Here is an 18,021-nt window from a genome sequence, read left to right on the forward strand (position 1 = left end):
CCCTCCCTCGGGGTCAGCGGCCGACGGCCGCGTAGTGACGCAGGAACAGCGCCTCGACCAGGGCCATGTGCTCGATCTCGCCCGGGTCGACGCTCTCATTGGGCGCGTGGATGAGCGAACGCGGCTCCTCCACACCCATCAGGATGATCTCCGACTCCGGGTAGTGCGCGGCAAGAGCGCTGCACAGCGGAATCGAACCGCCCTGCCCGAGGAACGACAGCGGCCGGCCGTACGCCTCCCGCGCCGCCCGGTCCAGCGCCCCGTACGCCTTCCCGTCCGTCGCCGCCCGGAACGGCGAACCCTTCGACTCCGGCTCCACCGACACCCGCGCACCCCACGGCGCGGCCTTCACCAGATGCGCCGTCAACGCCTGCTGCGCCACCTCCGGATCCATCCCCGGCGGCACCCGCAGACTCACCCGCGCCCGCGCCTCGGAAGGCACCGCCGACGCCGAACCCACCACCGGCGGACAGTCGATGCCCAGCACCGTCACCGCCGGACGGGCCCACAGCCGGTCCGCGACCGTCCCCGACCCCATCAGCGCGACCCCGTCCAGCACCCCCGCGTCCGACCGGAACTGCTGCTCGTCGAACCCCATGCCCTCCCAGCTGCCGTCCGCCGGAAGGCCCTCCACCCGCGTCCCGCCGTCGGCGTCGCGCAACGAGTCCAGCATCCGGATCAGCGCCGCCAGGGCGTCCGGGGCCGGACCGCCGAACATCCCCGAATGCAGATCCGACTCCAGCGTCCGCACCGACACCACCACGTTCGCCATCCCGCGCAACGAGACGGTCGCCGTCGGCACCCCCACCGCCGCGTTGCCGGTGTCGCAGATCAGCAGCGCATCGGCGTGCAACTCGTCCGGATGCTGCGCCAGATACTCCTCCAGACCGCCCGTCCCCTGCTCCTCCGACCCCTCCACCACCAGCTTCAAGCCCACCGGCAACTCGTCCCCGAGCGCCCGCAACGCGGTCAGGTGCATCACCACATTGCCCTTGCAGTCCGCCGCCCCGCGCCCGTACCAGCGCCCGTCCCGCTCCGTCAGCTCGAACGGCGGCGACACCCACGCCTCGTCGTCCAACGGCGGCTGCACGTCGTAATGGCAGTACAACAGCACCGTCGGAGCCCCCGGCGGCGGCGGACGGTGCCCCAGCACCGCGAAACTCCCGTCCGGCGTCTCCACCAGCCGCACGTCCCGCAGCCCCACCCCCGCGAACGCCGCGGCCACCCACTCCGCGGCCTCCCGGCACCGCTCCGGCGGCTGCTGCCGCGGATCCGCCACCGAAGGAATCGCCACCAGCTCCGCCAGATCCCCCCGGGCCCGCCCCATCAAACCGGCAACCCGCTCGGCCAACTCGCCCACCACGTACGTCCCTTCTCCGCAGCAACCGGCACAACCCCACCGATCATGCCCCGTCACGCGCCGCCTCGCGCGTGTTCAGGACGCCGTGCCGCCCAGGATGCGCACCCACCACTCCAACTTCTCGACCTCGTCCCGCCGGTACACCCGCGCCCGCAGACCCCGGTACGCGGCGACCAGCCGCTCGGCCGTCAACCTGGTCAGCACGGGCACCCGCTGGTCGAGGATCCGGTCCCACTCCGGCGCCGACGGATCCGCCGGATCGCGGTGCAACGCGCCGAGCGGCAACTCGCGGGCCACCGCCCACACCACCAGATCCGGCGCATCCGCCAACAGATGCCAATGATTCGCCGACCGCTCGCCGAACAACCCCTCCAACTCCCGCAGGACCGCCCGCCGGAACGTGATCGCGATCCGCACCCCGGTCGCCTCCGTGTGCGGGCCGAACAACGCCCGGAACTTCGGCCCCGACGGATCCCGCCAGATCTCCTCCCGGCCCTCCGGCGTCAGCGTCTGGAACGCGAGCGCCGGCTCACCCCCCGCCAGGAAGAACGCCAACGCGGTGGTCGCCTCGTCCACCCCGTACCCCTCCCGGCTGGGCCCCCGCCGCTCACCGCGCCGCAACCGGAACGGAATCCCGTCCCGCTCGAACTGCCCCACCAGCCTGCGCATCACCGGCTGACGCAGCAGTAGATCCTGTGCGGCCGTCGGATTGTGATGCCGGTGCGCCTCGTCATGGGCCACCCGGGCGAGAGCACGCGCCGCACCACTGACGATCCGGACATCCAGCACAGCCCGGTCCAGATGCTCCACCGACAGCTCGCCCGCACCCCGTGCCAGCAGCCCCAGCGTCTGGAACCCGTCGATGCACTCGATCCCCGACAGCTCCACACTGCAACCACCCCAGTCCGGCTCCGCCCGCCACAACCGCTCGTCCACCCCGAGCACCACCCGCCCGACGATCCCGAACAGCTCCGGACACTCCCGCAACAGATGCGCCCGCGCCGCATTCTGCGGACTCACCAGCAACTCCCGCCGAGCCCCCAACCGCTCAGCCGCATCCACCGCCCCACCCAGCCCCGCCAACTGCCCCGCCGGCACCCGCAGATCCCACTGCTCGTCATCCACCCGCTGCATGTACCCCGGCCGCAACCAGTACCCCGACCAGAACACCGGAACGCTCGTCGGCCCCGGCCCACCAGGGAACGCCTGTGTCATCGCAAACGCACTCATGCCATCACAACGGCCCGACCCGACACAGGTGACGCCCAAACCCCCACAGCCCCACAACGAGTGAGGGCCGCACCGGATTTCTCCGATACGGCCCTCACTGCTCGGTCGGGGTAGCGGGATTTGAACCCACGGCCTCTTCGTCCCGAAGCAACTTGGGCACCTGTTCGACCTCTGAGGCCAGGTTTCCTGAGCTGCGAAGACAGTCCGTGTGCGTCTGCCGCTGTGCGCCAGTGTTCGGGGCTGTCGTAGCGCAGGTAGACACTCACCCCTGAGGATCCGTTGTAAGCCTATGCGGTTGCCGCGGGTTCTGTTTCGGGGCTTGCTGGCAGAGAGTCCCGAGCCGGTGATGAGGGGGCTTCTGTTGTCTCGGCTTCTTGGGAGCCGCTTCTCAGCTGCCCTGTGACGAAGATGCCTACGACAGCAGCGATGTCGAGGGTGCCTACCGCGGTTGCCCAGCCAGGATGCCCAAGATGGGCCAGATAGCCAGCCAGGGAAGCCATCACAACCAGTGCGATCAAACCGGTGGTGCGGCTGCCACGAGCAAGCTTGTAGTCCTGCTTAAGGTCCGTTCGCTCTAGCTCATGCCGATGCCCTTGCTCGCGCTCGGCCATCGCGACGATGCGTTCAGCCAGGCCAGCCTGTACCTGCTCGTACTCGGCGAGCAGAGTTGGTGACGGGATAGGTCCACGATGGCGGCGTTCGACGGTGATCTCATGCTTAATGAGCCGGAGCTCTTGGAGCATTTGCGCCGGCTCAGCATCTACAAGATCCCCATCAAGTGGTTCGGGTGCTGCCGCCTCGTTGCTTGTGCGGTGTGCTAGCTCGCCAGCTTCCGAGGATCCTGCTTGTGCAGCGCCTTCCTCAGGTCGCTCCCGACTCTCTCCCAATCCGATTCCTGCCTCAGTCGCGATGTCATGCCAGCACGTCGACGTGCCCTATAGGTGGCGATTCCGGAGATATCGAGCACGGATCCTGCTCCGACCAGAACAGAGGTAAGGCGTCGGCGGTGCTTTGCCATGGCGTCCTCCCACTCGGTGTCTGTTGACATCAGGCTACCCCGCGGCGTCGCCTGTGATAGGCGCAATCTAGGCTCATCCTGCGACGAGAATCGTCACTTTGCGTGTTCGCCCAGAGGCCTGCGCGGGTGGTGGAGCGGTTTTGGCCGGTGTCCTGTCTGGTCTGGGGTCGAGCATGATCGGGGGGCCGTAAGCTGCTGCGACTCGGTCAGGGCTCTTTGGGCCAGTCCACGCCGCGCCTGGCCTTCCTCTCCCCGGAGCCCGGTTCGGGCAAGACCCGAGCGCTGGCGACCGTCGGGAGCCTCGTTCCCCGGGCCCGGGGCGTGTCCGGCACCATCGCCGCAGCCCTGATCCGTTCGGTCTCCGGCCCGGGCGCCCGCCCGACGGTGCTGCTGGACGACGCCCACAACCTCGCGCGTTCCAGGTCCGCCGCGAGCCAGGAACTGCACGGACTCATCAACGCCGGCCACCGCCGCACCGGCTGCGTCCTGCGCTGCGTCGGCGTCGGCCACGACCAGAGCGTCCAGGCGATCCCCGTCTACTTCGCGCTGGCCATCGCCGGCACCAACGACCTGCCCGACGCCATCATGAGCCGCTCCATCGTCGTCCGGATGCGCCGCGCGGACACCCCGATCGCCGATTCCCGCTCCCCCCAGGCCGAGGGCCATGCCCTGGGCGCCCGATTGGCGACCTGGGCCGACACCGTCCGCGGCGAGCTGGACGTCTGGCCCGAGCTGCCCGACGGCGTCACCGACCGCCAGGCGGACGTGTGGGAGCCCCTGCTCGCCGTCGCCGACGCCGCCGGCGGCCACTGGCCCGCCCGCGCCCGCGCCGCCTGCATCCATATGACCGCCGCCGACCACAACTCGCCCACCAGCCAGGCTCGTTAGGCCCGACCACCCCTGCCGCCGCGAGAACCAGGAGAACACCCGCATGACCGAACACGCCCCGCCGCGCACCACCCCCGAGCCCGAAGACGGCGCCACCCTCCTCGACGCCGTCGAAGCCCACCACCGCCGCTTCAACGTCTTCCCCAGCGAAGCCGCCTACGTCGCCGTCGTCCTGTGGGACGCCCACGCCCACCTGCTGGACTGCTTCGAGTCCACCCCGCGCATCGCGTTCCTGAGCCCCGAACCCGGATCCGGCAAGACCCGCGCACTGGAGATCATCGAAACCCTCACCCCCCGCCCGATCCTCACCACCGACGTCAGCCCCGCCGCCCTGTTCCGGTCCGTGTCCGCGCCCGAGGCCCGGCCCACCGTCCTGTTCGACGAGATCGACACCACCTTCGGCCCCAAGGCCGCCGGCAACGAAGACCTGCGCGGACTCATCAACTCCGGCCACCGCCGCTCCGGCGTCGTCCTGCGCTGCGTCGGCGACGGCAGCACCCAGACCGTCCAGGAGTACCCCGTCTACGCCGCCCTCGCCATGGGCGGACTCGGCGACCTCCCCGACACCATCATGAGCCGCTCGATCATCATCCGGATGCGCCGCCGCGCCCCCAACGAGAAGACCGAGCCCTTCCGGGAGCGCAAGAACGCGCCCGAGGGCCACGCCCTGCGCAAGCGCCTCGCCGCCTGGGCCGACACCGTCCGCAGCACACTCCAGGACGTCGAACCCGAACTGCCCGACGGCATCAGTGACCGCCCCGCCGACGTGTGGGAACCCCTGCTCGCCGTCGCCGACGCCGCCGGCGGCCACTGGCCCGCCCGCGCCCGCGCCGCCTGCGTCCAACTCGTCAACGCCGCCAAGGCCAACGACAAGGGCTCCGTCGGCATCCGCCTCCTTACCGACCTGCGCGACCTCTTCGCCGGCGCGGAACGGATGCTCAGCGCCGACCTGCTCAGCAAGCTCGCCGAGCTGGACGACGCGCCCTGGGCCGACCTCGACGGCAAGCCCATCACCGCCCGCGCCCTCGCCCGCATGCTCGGCGACTACGTCACCGCCGACAACGACCCCATCAAGCCCCGCAACATCAAGACCGGCCCGAAGTCCAGCGCCAAGGGCTACTACGCCAGCGACCTCGCCGACGCGTGGCTGCGCTACTGCCCGTCCCCGTCCCAGGAAGCCGCTACTGCCGCTACTGCCGCTACCGCGCAGGTCAGGGCCCTGTTTCCGGTAGCGGATATGGCAGAGGTAGCGGATACGAATCCGCTACCCACCACCCACAGCGCCACCGCACCCTGAACCACCCGGCCGCTCCCGGCACCCGCCCGGGAGCGGCACCAATCCGCTACCGCTACCCAATCCGCTACCAAAAACATGCCCCTGACCAGGGAGGTAGCGGCAGTAGCGGCAGTAGCGGCTTCCTGAGAAGGAGGGGCCGGAGCCAGGCCCCACTGAGACCCGGAGGGTTTCCATGCGTCAGGATCGAGGCGCGCTGCCGACGCTCTTTCAGCCGGCCGACGTCGCCAAGGCTCTCGGGAAGTCCGAGTGGTGGGTGAAGGAGCAGGCCCGGCGCGGGCGTATCCCCTTCACGAAGCCGGGGCGGGCCTACCGCTTCACGGCTGAGCAGGTCGCCGAGATCGTCGGGCTCTACGAGGAGCGGCCGGCCATCGCGGTCGTGTCGAAGCCCCGGGTCGCCAGCACCGGCGAGCCCGGGAAGCAGTCCCGTGACCAGCAGCCCAGCCGACCGGTGACCCGACTTCGCGCGCGGGTCCCGCGCCGGGCCGCACACCAGCAGCAGGACGCTGCCTGATCACGCGTCACCGCCCCGCCCGGCCGAGGAGTCGGACGGGGCCCGTTCTCCGAAGGACCACATTGGGATACGGCGAAAACCGGGGCGACTACTGGCGCGCCCGGTACAAGATCGCGCCCGGGAAGTACGGGACCGTACTCGACGCCCACGGCAAGGCGGTTCGCTACAAGACCAAGCGCGCTGCCGAGAAGGCTGCCGGAATCGCCGAGGACGAAGCCGCCAAGGCTGCCGCTCAGCCACCCGCCGCACCGGAGCAGGAGCAGATGACCTTCGGCGAGTACGCGAGCGCCTGGTACGAGGAGCAGGACTTGGCGGCCTCGACCATCCAGAACTACCGCCGCCACATCGAGGAACATCTGCTCCCCGAGTTTGAGGACGTCGTGATCAGCGAGATCACCAAGGGTGCGATCGACGCCTGGGAGCGCAAGGAGCGCGAGCGCGGCTACGCGGCCAGCAGCATCAAGACCTGGCGCGGCACCCTCCACCTGATCCTCGCCGACGCCGTGGACGACGGGCTGCGCGACTCCAACCCGGCCACCCGCCGGCGCGGCCGGGGCAAGCGGGCCGGACGCTCCCGGAACCGCGGCCCCGAGAAGGTGGTGACGAACGTGCTTGGGGTCCTCCTGATTGCCGAGCGGGCGGCGCTGCTGTCCGGCCGGGATGACGAGTTCGTTGCCGTCGTCCTCAAGGGCTTCACTGGCATGCGGTGGGGCGAGATCGTCGGGCTGGAGAGCGCGTTCGTCCGCCCGGCAAGCGTCCGGGTGGAGTGGCAGCTCTATGAGCTGGACACGGGAGAGCTGCACCGCTGCCCGCCCAAGGACGACTCCTACCGGACGATCGACTCACCCGAGTTCCTGTCCGCCCTGTTGGCGGGACAGGTAGCGCGGGCCAAGCGGACGCCGTGCGAGTGCCACGGCCTGAACTACCTGTTCAGCGGGCACGGCACCGCGAACGGCGCGGCCCAGCGGCCCGGGGCGAAGCTGTCCGACGTCGCCCGCGCGGCCGGCGTCTCGACCGGCACCGTGTCCAACGTGCTCAACCGCCCGGAGATGGTGGCCGAGCCCACCCGCGTGCGGGTGGAGAAGGCGATGGCCGACCTCGGCTACGTCCGCTGGCAGACGAGCGGCGAGAGCGCGGCGCACTGGCGGCGAAACGGGTTCGCCACGTGGCTGTTCCATCCGGCGGCCACCGGCTGGTATCCGAAGAAGGCCCCGGAGGAGGCGCGCCCGGTGCCGGTGCTGGCCGAGCCCTGGCCCGGCGTCCCCGCCCGGGGCAGGGGAGCCACGGGGCGCGCTCAGGCGTGCTGGCTGCCGATCGCACGCGGCCTCACCCCGCACGGGCTGCGGCACTCTCACAAGACGATGATGGACGAGCTGCGGACGCCGACGAAGCTCAAGGACGAGCGGATGGGGCACGAGGACGGGTCGGTCCAGGCCCGCTACTCGCACATCACGCCGGAGATGCGCCGGGACCTTATGGACGGCCTCACCCGGATGTGGACCGCCGCCCTCGACACCCGCCGGCGCATGGCGCCGGGCTCGCCCGTGGCGGTCCTCGACGCGCTGCTGAGGGAGCCTCAGCAGTAGTCCCCGGGAGCCGGTTCTCCGGCGGTTTTCTCCCAGGATTCTCCCGAGAGGCATGGGAGAAACAAGCAGGGCCGGTGTTCCTTGCGGAACACCGGCCCTGACCTGCACTTACGAAGTCGGGGTAGCGGGATTTGAACCCACGGCCTCTTCGTCCCGAACGAAGCGCGCTACCAAGCTGCGCTATACCCCGGTCCTGCTTTGTTGCTTTCCGTCTCCGGTGCAACGAGTAGAACTCTACAGGAGGTGGGGCCAGACACGAAATCCGGTTTAGTGGCTGGTCAGCGTGGGGCGGGGGTGAGGGTGAGGAGGGTGGCCTCGGGGGGGCAGGCGAAGCGGACGGGGGTGTAGCGGTTGGTGCCGCAGCCGGCGGAGACGTGGAGGTGGGCGCGGTGGCCGGCGGCGGTGTGGGTGGAGAGGCCCTTGACGCGGTCGGTGTCGAGGTCGCAGTTGGTGACGAGGGCGCCGTAGAAGGGGATGCAGAGCTGGCCGCCGTGGGTGTGGCCGGCCAGGATCAGGGGGTAGCCGTCGGCGGTGAAGGCGTCGAGGGTGCGGAGGTAGGGGGCGTGGACGACGGCGAGGGAGAGGTCGGCGTCGGGGGAGGGGCCGCCGGCCACCGCGGCGTAGTCGTCCTGGCGGATGTGCGGGTCGTCGAGGCCGGTGAACTCGATGTCGAGGCCGGCGATGTCGAGGCGGCCGCGGGCGTTGTTGAGGTCGAGCCAGCCGGCCCGGTCGAAGCCGTCGCGGAGCTTCTGCCAGGGGTTGTGGACGGCGCCGGAGATGCCGCGGCGGCCGGTGCCGTCGGGGTTGTTGAGGCCGTGGATGCCGCTGCGCAGGGCCTTGAGGTAGCGGGTGGGGGACTTGCGGGCGGGGCCGTAGTAGTCGTTGGAGCCGAAGACGTAGACGCCGGGGAAGTCCATCAGCGGGCCGAGCGCGTCGAGCGTGGCGGGGACGCCGAGCGGGTCGGAGAGGTTGTCGCCGGTGTTGACGACCAGGTCGGGGCGGAGCCCGGCGAGGCTCTGCAGCCAGCGCTGCTTCTTGGTCTGTCCGGTGACCATGTGGATGTCGGAGACCTGGAGGATCCGGATCGGCCGGGCGCCGGCGGGCAGGATCGGTACCTCGACGCGGCGTAGGCGGAACGAGCGGACCTCGTACCCGGCGGCGTAGACGAGACAGGCGGCGCCGGTGGCGGCGACACCGAGCGGGACGGAGTACAGCGGTCGCATCGGTCCATGGTCGCAGACTGTTCGAAAAGACGGGCAAGCGCCCGGGGGACGCCGGAGGGTGACGGGCCGTCAGCGCGAACCGGCAGGTAATGGGGCGGCGTCGGGGCGTGACAGGTGTCAGAATCGGCGGCATGACGACGCTCAAGGAGCAGCTGCACGAGGACCTGACGGCTGCCATCAAGGCACGGGACGAGCTGCGCTCGTCCACCCTTCGGTTGACGCTGGCCTCGGTGACGAGCGCGGAGGTGGCGGGCAAGCAGAAGCGCGAGCTGTCCGACGCCGAGGTGCTTCAGGTGATCGGCAAGGAGGCGAAGAAGCGGCGGGAGGCCGCGGAGGCGTTCGAGGGTGCCGGTCGTACGGAGCAGGCGGCGCGCGAGCGGGCAGAGGGCGAGCTGCTGGACGCGTACCTGCCGAAGCAGCTGACGGACGAGGAGCTGGCCGGGATCGTGGCCGCCGCGGTGGCGGAGTCCGGGGCGAGCGGCCCGCAGGGCATGGGCGCCGTGATGAAGCTGGTGCGTCCGCAGGTCGAGGGCAAGGCGGAGGGCGGCCGGGTGGCCGCCGCGGTGAAGGCCGCACTGGCCGGCTGACCCTCGGCTGCCCCTACAACTGCTGAAGCCGCCCGCCCGGAGATCGTCTCCGGGCGGGCGGCTTCAGTGTGTGCGGGGCGCGGTCAGTGGCGGCCGGGCTTGCCGCTGTTGCCGCCGGTGGGCGGCGGGAAGGAGAAGCCGCCGGTGGTCAGGCCGCCGGTCGGAAAGCCGGTGGTGCCGCCGTTGTTGCCGCCACCGCCGTTGCCCCCGCCGTTGCCGCCGCCATTGCCGCCACCGTTACCGTTGCCACCGCCGGTGGTCGCGCCGGCGTTGTCGCCGGAGGGGTCGCCGGGGTTGTCGGTGGCGGGCGGGGTGGTGGTCGCCGGCGGGGTGGTGACGATGTTCCTGAAGCTGGTGACGGGGGTGCCGTCCAGGGCGTCGTTCATGGCCATCTGCCAGATCGGGCCGGGGCCGTCGGCGCCGTAGACCGCCGAGAAGTACTTGCCGCCGATGGTGATGTTCTTCATCGACACGTTGCCGCCGACGCCGCCGAGCCAGACCGAGGTGGCGAGGTCGGGGGTGTAGCCGGTGAACCAGGCGGCGTACCGCTCGTCGGTGGTACCGGTCTTGCCGGCGATCTGGCGGCCGTCGTCGAGGCCGAGGGAGGAACCGGTGCCCTTCTCGGTCACGCCCATCAGCAGGCTGTTGACGTTGTCCGCGGTGGACTGGGACATCGCCTGGTTGCAGTTGGCCTTCGGCACGTCGAGCTTCTTGCCGTCGCTGGTGACCACGGAGGTCAGCGCGATCGGGGAGCAGTACACGCCGCGGGCGGCGAAGGACGCGTAGACCGAGGCCATCTGGAGCGGGCTGACCTCCTGGGTGCCGAGCACCATGGAGGGGACTTCCTGCAGGGGCTTGCCGTTGGCCAGGGTGCCGACGCCGAGCTTGTCGGCCATCTGCTTCATCGGGCACAGGCCGGTCTGCTGCTCCAGCTGCACGAAGTAGGTGTTGACCGACTTCTGCATGGCGACCGTCATGTTGTACGGGCCGATCTCGTAGGTGGACTCGTTCTGCACGGTGGGCTTGGAGGTGTCGTTCCAGGTGCCCTGGCAGGTGGAGACCCGGGGGTACTCCATCTTGTTCGGCGAGGAGAGTTCCTGGCTGAGCGGGACGCCGTTCTCCAGGGCGGCCGCGGCCAGGATCGGCTTGAAGGTCGAGCCGGGGGAGAAGCCGTTGCCGCCGCCCATGGCCGCGCCGGCGTTCAGGTTGAGGACGGTCTGCTTCTTGGACTCGTCCAGGCCGTACGGGCGGGTCTGCGCCATCGCGAGGATCTCGCCGGTGCCGGGCTTGACCATGGTGCCGGCGGCGGACACCTTGTCGGTCACGTTGACCTTCTTGGTGACGGCCTTGTTCATGGCCTGCTGCTTGTCCGGGTCGATGGTGGTGTTGATCTTCAGGCCACCCTGCGACCAGAGCTTCTGCCGGTCGGCGGCGGTCTTGCCGAACGCTGGGTCCTGCTTGATCACGTGGCGCACGTAGTCGCAGAAGAAGCCCATGCCGTTGCTGGCGGTGATGCAGCCGTTCTGCGGCTCGGTGTACTTGATGCCCAGGTCGGCGGCGATCGCGGCCTTGGCCTCGTCCGGCGAGATGTGCTTGTACTCCAGCAGCTTGTTGATCACCGTGTTGCGGCGGGTCTGCGCGGCCTGCGGGTGGGTGATCGGGTCGTACGCCGAGGGGTTCTGCACCAGGCCGGCCAGCATCGCGGCCTCGGGGAGGGTGAGGTCCTTGGCGCTCTTGTTGAAGTAGCGCTTGGCGGCGGACTCGATGCCGTACGCCTGGTGGCCGTAGAAGGTGATGTTCAGGTAGTTGGTGAGGATCTGGTCCTTGCTCAGGTCCTCTTCCAGCTTGATGGCGTACTTGAGCTCCTGGATCTTGCGACCCATGCTCTTCTTGGTGGCTTCCAGGAACGCCTGCTGGTCGTCGCCGGCCTGCTCGACGAAGACGTTCTTCACGTACTGCTGGGTGAGCGTGGAGGCACCCTGGGCGGTGGTGCCGGACTCCGCGTTCTTGGTGGCCGCGCGCAGTACGCCCTTGAGGTCGACGGCGCCGTGCTCGTAGAAGCGGTTGTCCTCGATGTCCACCTGGGCCTGGCGCATGATCGGCGCCATCTGCTCCTTGGTGAGGATGGTGCGGTCGCGGTCGTAGACCTTGGCGATCAGGCCACCCTTGGCGTCGTAGATCATCGACACCTGCGAGAGCGTGGGCGTCTTGAAGTCGTCCGGGATGTTGTCGAACGATTCGGCGGTGTCCTTGGCCGTCAGGCCGAACGCGCCGACGGCCGGCAGGGCCATGCCGGCGACCAGGATGCCTGCGAGCACGGCGCTGCCCAGGAACTTGACGCCGAGCCCTGCCTTGTCCAGTGCGGTGCCCTCGGATCGGGTAGCTGCCATGGGGAGAACCCTACGTTGCGGAATCCCGTACAGGGGGGCAGGTGTTCGCCTACGCTTGTCACAGAACTGCGACAGCTTCGCTCTGCTCATCACCGTCACTCTTGTGAGTGATGAGCTTTGTCCGATTCGGGGCATTCTGAGCCACTTTCAGGCGGCTGCACGGCGGGCCGCTGTTGCACACCGTGACGAAAACGCACCATTCGGCCCCCGCAAGGCCCGCGACCTGCAATCACTCCAACGAGTGAGCTGTCGGACACCCATAGTCCGATCGGGTCATTCGAGATTGGGCCGACAGGGGCTGTTGCGTTGTGTCGTTCTTCCGTAACGTCCTCAACTGGCAACGGTGAATATGCCGTTGCCGCCGTGGGGGAGCCCCGAATCGGGAGAGGACGGCGCCGGGATGGGCTGGGTGGACGACTGGAGCGTGCAGGCCGCGTGCCGCACGAGTGATCCGGATGAACTGTTCGTGCAGGGGGCGGCGCAGAACCGCGCCAAGGCGGTGTGCAGCGGCTGTCCGGTGCGCACCGAGTGCCTCGCGGACGCACTCGACAACCGTGTCGAGTTCGGCGTGTGGGGCGGAATGACGGAGCGCGAGCGTCGGGCGCTGCTGCGCCGGCGGCCGACCGTGGGGTCCTGGCGGAGGCTGCTGGAGACCGCGCGCACCGAGTACGAGGAGTCGCTGGCCACCGGGGTGGTCCTGCGGGACTACGCCCAGGCGGGCTGACGCTCCGTCAAGCAGGGCGGTGCGGTGGGCCGTCGGCTCACTCGGCGGGGGAGCCGAGGCGGTCGCCGATGGCCCGCAGTCCGTCCAGGTCGTGGACGTCTCCGGGCAGTGCGGGCACCTCGACGATCGGCACGTCCGGGTAGACCGAGGCGAAGCGGTCGCGGGTGCGCCGTTCCCGGGTCATGACCTGCATCCGTTCGGCGTGCAGGCGCAGCAGTCCGGCGGCCAGGGTCTCGGCCTCGACGGTCGAGGTGGCGGTGCCGTTCTCCTCCAGCGCCTCGGCGGCGGCCAGCGCGCGTTCCGAGGTGAGCTGCTGGGCGCCGCTGGTGTGCACCCGGTTGAGTACCAGCCCGGCCAGTGGCATGGCGTCGGCGGCGAGCCGGTCGACGAAGTACGCGGCCTCGCGCAGCGCGTCGCGTTCGGGCGCGGCGACCACCAGGAACGCGGTGCCGTCGGCCTTCAGCAGCTGGTAGGTGCGGTCGGCGCGCTCCCGCAAGCCGCCGAACATCGAGTCCGTCGCGGAGATGAACATCTGCACGTCGGTGAGCAGTTGGGCCCCGAAGATCTTGCCGAGGGTGCCGGTGATCAGCCCCATGCCGACGTTCAGGAACTTCATCGCGGAGCGGCCGCCGACCTTGGCGGGGGCGGTGAGCAGCCGGATCACCTTGCCGTCCAGGAAGGACCCGAGGCGGGTGGGGGCGTCCAGGAAGTCCAGCGCGGAGCGGGACGGCGGGGTGTCGACGACGATCAGGTCCCAGCGGTCCTCGGCGCGGAGCTGGCCGAGCTTCTCCATCGCCATGTACTCCTGGGTGCCCGCGAAACCGGCCGACAGCGACTGGTAGAACGGGTTCTCCATGATGGCCCGGGCCCGTTCGGGTTCGGCGTGGGCGAGCACGACCTCGTCGAAGGTCCGCTTCATGTCCAGCATCATCGCCTGGAGTTCGCCGTCCCCGCGGGTGCCCTTGACCACCCGCGGGGTGTTGTCGAGCTCGGTCAGGCCCATCGACTGGGCGAGCCGGCGGGCCGGGTCGATGGTCAGCACCACGGCGCGGCGGCCGCGTTCGGCGGCGCGCAGGCCGATCGCCGCGGCGGTGGTGGTCTTGCCGACGCCGCCGGAGCCGCAGCAGACCACGATCCGGGTCTCCGGGTCGTCGATCAGGGTGTCGATGTCCAGCCCGGTCATGCCGCTCCCTGCCGCTTCAGTTCGCCCGCCAGCCGGTACAGGCCGGCCAGGTCCATGCCCTCGCCGAGCAGTGGCAACTCGTAACTGGGCAGGCGCAGTTGTTGAAGGTCGATGCGCTGGGTGCGTTCCAGTTCGACCCGTTCGGCGTGCTCCCGGGCCTGCTCCAGCAGCGGGTCGAGCAGCGGCTCCACGGCGGCCCGCACGGTCTCCGGCTTGCGCGAACGCCCGCCGAGGCCGGCCTCGCCGAGGGCCAGCGCCACCTCCTCGCGGTGGTCGCCGTGGGCGGCTTCCACCGCCGCCGCGTCCAGGATCGGCGGACGCACCATGTTCACCAGGACGCCGCCGACCGGCAGCCCGGCCTCGCGCAGGTCGGCGATCCCGTCCACCGTCTCCTGCACCGGCATCTCCTCCAGCAGGGTGGTGAAGTGCACCGCCGTCTCCGGGGAACGCAGCACCCGCATCACGGCCTGCGCCTGGGTGTGGATCGGGCCGAACCTGGCCAGGCCCGCCACCTCGGAGTTGACGTTCAGGAAGCGGGTGAGCCGGCCCGTCGGCGGGGCGTCCATCACCACCGCGTCGTACGCCCGCCGGCCGTCCGGGCCCTTGCGGCGGGCCGCCTCGCAGGCCTTGCCGGTGAGCAGCACGTCGCGCACGCCGGGGGCGATGGTGGTGGCGAAGTCCACGAAGCCGACCTTCTGCAGGGCCTTCCCGGCCCGGCCCAGCTTGTAGAACATCTCCAGGTACTCCAGCAGCGCCTGCTCGGTGTCGATGGCCAGCGCGTGCACCTCGCCGTGGCCCTTGCCGGGCAGACCCAGCTGAGCCGGCGTCACGGTCGCCACCCGGCGCTCCTCGTACGGCAGCGCGGCGATCTGGAACAGCTCGGCGATGCCCTGCCGGCCCTCCACCTCGATCAGCAGGGTGCGGCCGCCCTCCGCGGCCAGCGCCAGCGCCAGCGCCGCGGCCAGCGTGGTCTTGCCGGTGCCGCCCTTTCCGCTGACCACGTGCAGCCTGACGCCCTCCCAGTCCGGCTCCCGCGGCGACGCCTGCCCGGTCGGCCCCGCCGTACCGCTGCTGCCCGCCACGCCCGCTCTCCGTCCGTCGCTGCCTGCTCCTGCCGGGGGACCCCACGGGCACCCCTCACCGCGAGGGTAACGAGCGCGCGCTCCGGATGACGGGACCATCCCGGCCGCCCCGGCGATTGGTGGCCCCTTTGTGTCCCACCTCACACCGGCCCGGGCGGCTAGAGTCACCCCCATGACCAAGTGGGAATACGTCACCGTGCCGCTGCTCGTGCACGCCACCAAGCAGATCCTCGACACCTGGGGCCAGGACGGCTGGGAGCTCGTCCAGGTCGTTCCCGGGCCGAACCCGGAGCAGCTGGTCGCGTACCTGAAGCGCGAGAAGGAGTAGTCATGAGCAAGGTAGAGCAGAAGCTCGCTGAGCTCGGGCTGACCCTGCCCGAGGTGGCGGCCCCCGTCGCCGCGTACGTTCCGGCGCTGCGCACCGGCCACTACGTGATGACCTCCGGACAGCTGCCGATGGTCGGCGGCAAGCTGCCGCTGACCGGCAAGGTCGGCGCCGAGGTCACCGCGGAGGACGCCAAGGACCTGGCGCGGATCTGCGCGCTGAACGCGCTCGCCGCGATCAAGTCCGTGATCGGCGACCTCGACAAGGTCGAGCAGGTCGTCAAGGTGGTCGGCTTCGTCGCCTCCGCCCCCGACTTCACCGGCCAGCCCGGCGTGGTCAACGGCACCAGCGAACTGCTGGGCGAGGTCTTCGGCGACAAGGGCGTGCACGCCCGCAGCGCCGTCGGCGTGGCCGTGCTGCCGCTGGACGCGCCGGTCGAGGTCGAGCTGATGGTCCGCTTCCGCGACTGATCGCACTGCCCGGGGGCCCGTCGCCGCAACGCGGTGGCGGGCCCCTCGCGTTGGGGCCTGTCCGCCCGGGTCGACGGCCGTTAACATCCGTGAACATGCCCGAGATGCCGCCGTCCTGGCCCGCCCGAATCCGCGCCCTGGCCACCGGGGAACTCACCCCCGCAGCGCCCCGGCCCGCCGCCACCGTCGTGCTGCTGCGCGACGGCGCCACCGGCCCCGAGGCGTACCTGCTGCGCCGGCGCACCACGATGGCCTTCGCCGGCGGCATGTACGCCTACCCCGGCGGCGGAGTCGACCCGCGCGACCGCGAGGTACGCCCGCCGTGGGCCGGCCCGAGCACCGCGGAATGGGCCGAGCGCCTGGGCGTGGACGAGCCGACCGCCTGCGCGGTGGTCTGCGCCGCCGTCCGGGAGACCTTCGAAGAGGCCGGCGTACTGCTGGCCGGCCCCGACGACCGCACCCTGGTCGAACCCGGCGACTGGGCCGCCGAACGCGCCGCGCTGGAGTCCCACCAGCTCTCCCTCGCCGACTTCCTGGGACAGCACAACCTGGTGCTGCGCAGCGACCTGCTGGCCGCCTGGGCCCGCTGGATCACCCCCGAGTTCGAGGAACGCCGCTTCGACACCTGGTTCTTCGTCGCCGCCCTGCCGGCCGGACAGGCCGCCGCCGACACCGTCGGCGAGGCCGACCGGGTCACCTGGATGACACCCGCCGACGCGGTGGCCGGCTTCCACGAAGGCCGGTTCGGCATGATGCCGCCCACCGTCACCGTGCTCCGCGAACTGACGCCGGTACCCAGCGCCGCCGAGGTACTGACCGCCGCCGCGGACCGCAAGGTGACCCCGGTCCTGGGGCGCGCCGAGCTGGCCGGGGACCGCATGACGGTGCGCTGGCCCGGGTATGACGAACTGACTGTCGACGGCGTGTTCCCGGCGTGAGAGCCTTCCCCCGGGAAGCTCGGCGAAAGCCGCGCCGACCAGCGCCTTTTGGCTGCGACAGCACCGCCCGCGTACACCCCGGAAGGAGACCTCCGATGACTCACAACGACGTGGCTCGCCGGACCTCGGCCATGCCCACCCGCACCGTCACCCCGCGCGCCGCGGCCTGCGACGCGCCCGCGCCCGCCGCGACCACCACCCGCCTGCTGGTCCGCGAGCTGCCCGCCCGGGCACTGGTGCGGCCGCTCCCGCTGCGACGACTCAGCCGGGCCGAGGCGGACGCCGCGTGAGCGGTCTGCTTCCGGGCGACCCCGCCGACCGCGTCGGCGGGGCCGCCACCCCACGCGCCCAGTGCGTGCTCGCACCCAACCCGTCCCCGATGACGCTGGACGGCACCAACACCTGGCTGCTCTCCGAACCCGGCTCCGACCTCGCCGTCGTGGTCGACCCGGGCCCGCTCGACGAAACTCACCTGCGACGGGTCGTCAGCACCGCCGAACAGCAGGGCAAACGCATCGCCCTCACCCTGCTCACCCACGGCCACGCCGACCATGCCGAAGGCGCCGCCCGGTTCGCCGAACTCACCGGCACCGCGGTACGCGCCCTCGACCCCGCCCTGCGACTCGGCGAGGAAGGCCTGCACGGCGGCCAGCGGCTGGAGATCGGCGGCCTCGACCTGCGTGTCGTGGCCACCCCCGGGCACACCTCCGACTCGCTGACCTTCCACCTGCCCGCCGACGGCGCGATCCTCACCGGCGACACCGTCCTCGGCCGCGGCACCACCATGGTCGCCCACCCCGACGGGCGGCTCGGCGACTACCTGACCTCGCTGCGCCACCTGCACGCGATGGCCGCCGAACACGGCGTCCGCACCGTCCTGCCCGGCCACGGCCCCGTCCTCGCGGACGCACTCGGCGCCGTCGACTACTACCTCGCCCACCGGGCCGGCCGGCTCGCCCAGGTCGAAACCGCCGTCGAGGCGGGCTACCGCACGGCGGCCGAGGTGGTCGCCCGGGTGTACGCGGACGTGGACCGCGCGCTGTGGCCCGCGGCGGAGCTGTCGGTGCGGGCGCAGCTCACGTACCTGGAGGAGCACGGCCTCATCTGAGGCGGGTCGCCAAACGCAGGTGGGCGCGAAAACAGGGGCGCTGGGGGTACCCCAGCGAAGCGAGGGGGCGGAACTGCGCGAAGCGGAAGGCGACAACAGCG

General features: G+C 70.9%; 18 protein-coding genes and 1 tRNA gene. 11 read left to right on the forward strand and 8 right to left on the reverse strand.

Annotated features, from left to right (window positions below; all coding sequences use genetic code 11):
- Positions 1-13: 13 nt before the first annotated feature.
- The 3 genes from ACFYST_RS07670 to ACFYST_RS07680 all read right to left on the reverse strand — a co-directional run bounded on the left by ACFYST_RS07670 (position 14) and on the right by ACFYST_RS07680 (position 3,333).
- On the reverse strand, positions 14-1,363 hold the full coding sequence (locus tag ACFYST_RS07670) for a dipeptidase (protein WP_387639192.1): 1,350 nt from the start codon (positions 1,361-1,363) through the stop codon (positions 14-16).
- A 72-nt stretch (positions 1,364-1,435) separates the two neighbouring features.
- A complete protein-coding gene (locus ACFYST_RS07675) occupies positions 1,436-2,485 on the reverse strand; it encodes a hypothetical protein (protein ID WP_387860738.1) in 1,050 nt (349 codons plus the stop codon).
- Between the two features lie 392 nt (positions 2,486-2,877).
- Positions 2,878-3,333: a DUF2335 domain-containing protein gene (locus ACFYST_RS07680; RefSeq protein WP_387860740.1), complete on the reverse strand. Its 456-nt coding sequence runs from the start codon at positions 3,331-3,333 to the stop codon at positions 2,878-2,880.
- 596 nt (positions 3,334-3,929) lie between these two features.
- Between ACFYST_RS07680 and ACFYST_RS07685 the strand changes: the two genes are divergently transcribed.
- The 4 genes from ACFYST_RS07685 to ACFYST_RS07700 all read left to right on the forward strand — a co-directional run bounded on the left by ACFYST_RS07685 (position 3,930) and on the right by ACFYST_RS07700 (position 7,890).
- Positions 3,930-4,496: a DUF3631 domain-containing protein gene (locus tag ACFYST_RS07685; RefSeq protein ID WP_387860742.1), complete on the forward strand. Its 567-nt coding sequence runs from the start codon at positions 3,930-3,932 to the stop codon at positions 4,494-4,496.
- A 43-nt stretch (positions 4,497-4,539) separates the two neighbouring features.
- Positions 4,540-5,793: a DUF3631 domain-containing protein gene (locus ACFYST_RS07690; RefSeq protein ID WP_387860743.1), complete on the forward strand. Its 1,254-nt coding sequence runs from the start codon at positions 4,540-4,542 to the stop codon at positions 5,791-5,793.
- Positions 5,794-5,965: 172 nt separating this feature from the next.
- On the forward strand, positions 5,966-6,304 hold the full coding sequence (locus tag ACFYST_RS07695; protein ID WP_387860744.1) for a helix-turn-helix domain-containing protein: 339 nt from the start codon (positions 5,966-5,968) through the stop codon (positions 6,302-6,304).
- A gap of 62 nt (positions 6,305-6,366) precedes the next feature.
- Positions 6,367-7,890 (forward strand): tyrosine-type recombinase/integrase, encoded by a 1,524-nt coding sequence (locus tag ACFYST_RS07700; protein WP_387860746.1) that lies wholly within the window; start codon positions 6,367-6,369, stop codon positions 7,888-7,890.
- A gap of 116 nt (positions 7,891-8,006) precedes the next feature.
- Here the strand turns inward: ACFYST_RS07700 and ACFYST_RS07705 are convergent.
- Positions 8,007-8,080: transfer RNA gene (locus ACFYST_RS07705), tRNA-Pro, on the reverse strand.
- Positions 8,081-8,168: 88 nt separating this feature from the next.
- Positions 8,169-9,113, reverse strand: coding sequence for a metallophosphoesterase (locus tag ACFYST_RS07710; RefSeq protein ID WP_387860748.1), 945 nt, complete (start codon positions 9,111-9,113; stop codon positions 8,169-8,171).
- Positions 9,114-9,244: 131 nt separating this feature from the next.
- On the opposite strand from ACFYST_RS07710, the gene ACFYST_RS07715 reads away from it, so the two are divergent.
- Positions 9,245-9,700, forward strand: coding sequence for a GatB/YqeY domain-containing protein (locus ACFYST_RS07715; RefSeq protein WP_387639184.1), 456 nt, complete (start codon positions 9,245-9,247; stop codon positions 9,698-9,700).
- An 83-nt stretch (positions 9,701-9,783) separates the two neighbouring features.
- Here ACFYST_RS07715 and ACFYST_RS07720 read toward each other — a convergent pair whose 3' ends face one another.
- On the reverse strand, positions 9,784-12,090 hold the full coding sequence (locus ACFYST_RS07720) for a transglycosylase domain-containing protein (RefSeq protein WP_387860750.1): 2,307 nt from the start codon (positions 12,088-12,090) through the stop codon (positions 9,784-9,786).
- Positions 12,091-12,490: 400 nt separating this feature from the next.
- Here ACFYST_RS07720 and ACFYST_RS07725 point away from each other — a divergent pair, with 400 nt between their 5' ends.
- On the forward strand, positions 12,491-12,814 hold the full coding sequence (locus tag ACFYST_RS07725) for a WhiB family transcriptional regulator (protein WP_380487904.1): 324 nt from the start codon (positions 12,491-12,493) through the stop codon (positions 12,812-12,814).
- 37 nt (positions 12,815-12,851) lie between these two features.
- Here ACFYST_RS07725 and ACFYST_RS07730 read toward each other — a convergent pair whose 3' ends face one another.
- The gene (locus ACFYST_RS07730; protein ID WP_387639178.1) at positions 12,852-13,997 is read right to left on the reverse strand and encodes an ArsA family ATPase; all 1,146 of its coding nucleotides are present in this window, start codon (positions 13,995-13,997) and stop codon (positions 12,852-12,854) included.
- Positions 13,994-15,004 (reverse strand): ArsA-related P-loop ATPase, encoded by a 1,011-nt coding sequence (locus ACFYST_RS07735; protein WP_387640685.1) that lies wholly within the window; start codon positions 15,002-15,004, stop codon positions 13,994-13,996. Before ACFYST_RS07735 ends, ACFYST_RS07730 begins: the two co-directional genes overlap by 4 nt.
- Before the next feature lie 247 nt (positions 15,005-15,251).
- On the opposite strand from ACFYST_RS07735, the gene ACFYST_RS07740 reads away from it, so the two are divergent.
- From ACFYST_RS07740 to ACFYST_RS07760, 5 genes are all read left to right on the forward strand, one after another.
- Positions 15,252-15,407, forward strand: a complete 156-nt coding sequence (locus tag ACFYST_RS07740; protein ID WP_014136749.1) for a DUF4177 domain-containing protein — start codon at positions 15,252-15,254, stop codon at positions 15,405-15,407.
- Positions 15,408-15,409: 2 nt separating this feature from the next.
- Positions 15,410-15,874, forward strand: a complete 465-nt coding sequence (locus ACFYST_RS07745; protein ID WP_387639176.1) for a RidA family protein — start codon at positions 15,410-15,412, stop codon at positions 15,872-15,874.
- 95 nt (positions 15,875-15,969) lie between these two features.
- Positions 15,970-16,812, forward strand: a complete 843-nt coding sequence (locus ACFYST_RS07750; protein WP_387639173.1) for an NUDIX hydrolase — start codon at positions 15,970-15,972, stop codon at positions 16,810-16,812.
- A 95-nt stretch (positions 16,813-16,907) separates the two neighbouring features.
- Positions 16,908-17,102 (forward strand): hypothetical protein, encoded by a 195-nt coding sequence (locus tag ACFYST_RS07755; RefSeq protein WP_387639171.1) that lies wholly within the window; start codon positions 16,908-16,910, stop codon positions 17,100-17,102.
- On the forward strand, positions 17,099-17,920 hold the full coding sequence (locus tag ACFYST_RS07760; RefSeq protein WP_387860751.1) for an MBL fold metallo-hydrolase: 822 nt from the start codon (positions 17,099-17,101) through the stop codon (positions 17,918-17,920). The genes ACFYST_RS07755 and ACFYST_RS07760 overlap by 4 nt, the downstream gene beginning before the upstream one ends.
- Positions 17,921-18,021 lie beyond the last annotated feature (101 nt).

Source organism: Kitasatospora sp. NPDC004614 (genome assembly GCF_042873675.1).
GTDB lineage: Bacteria > Actinomycetota > Actinomycetes > Streptomycetales > Streptomycetaceae > Kitasatospora.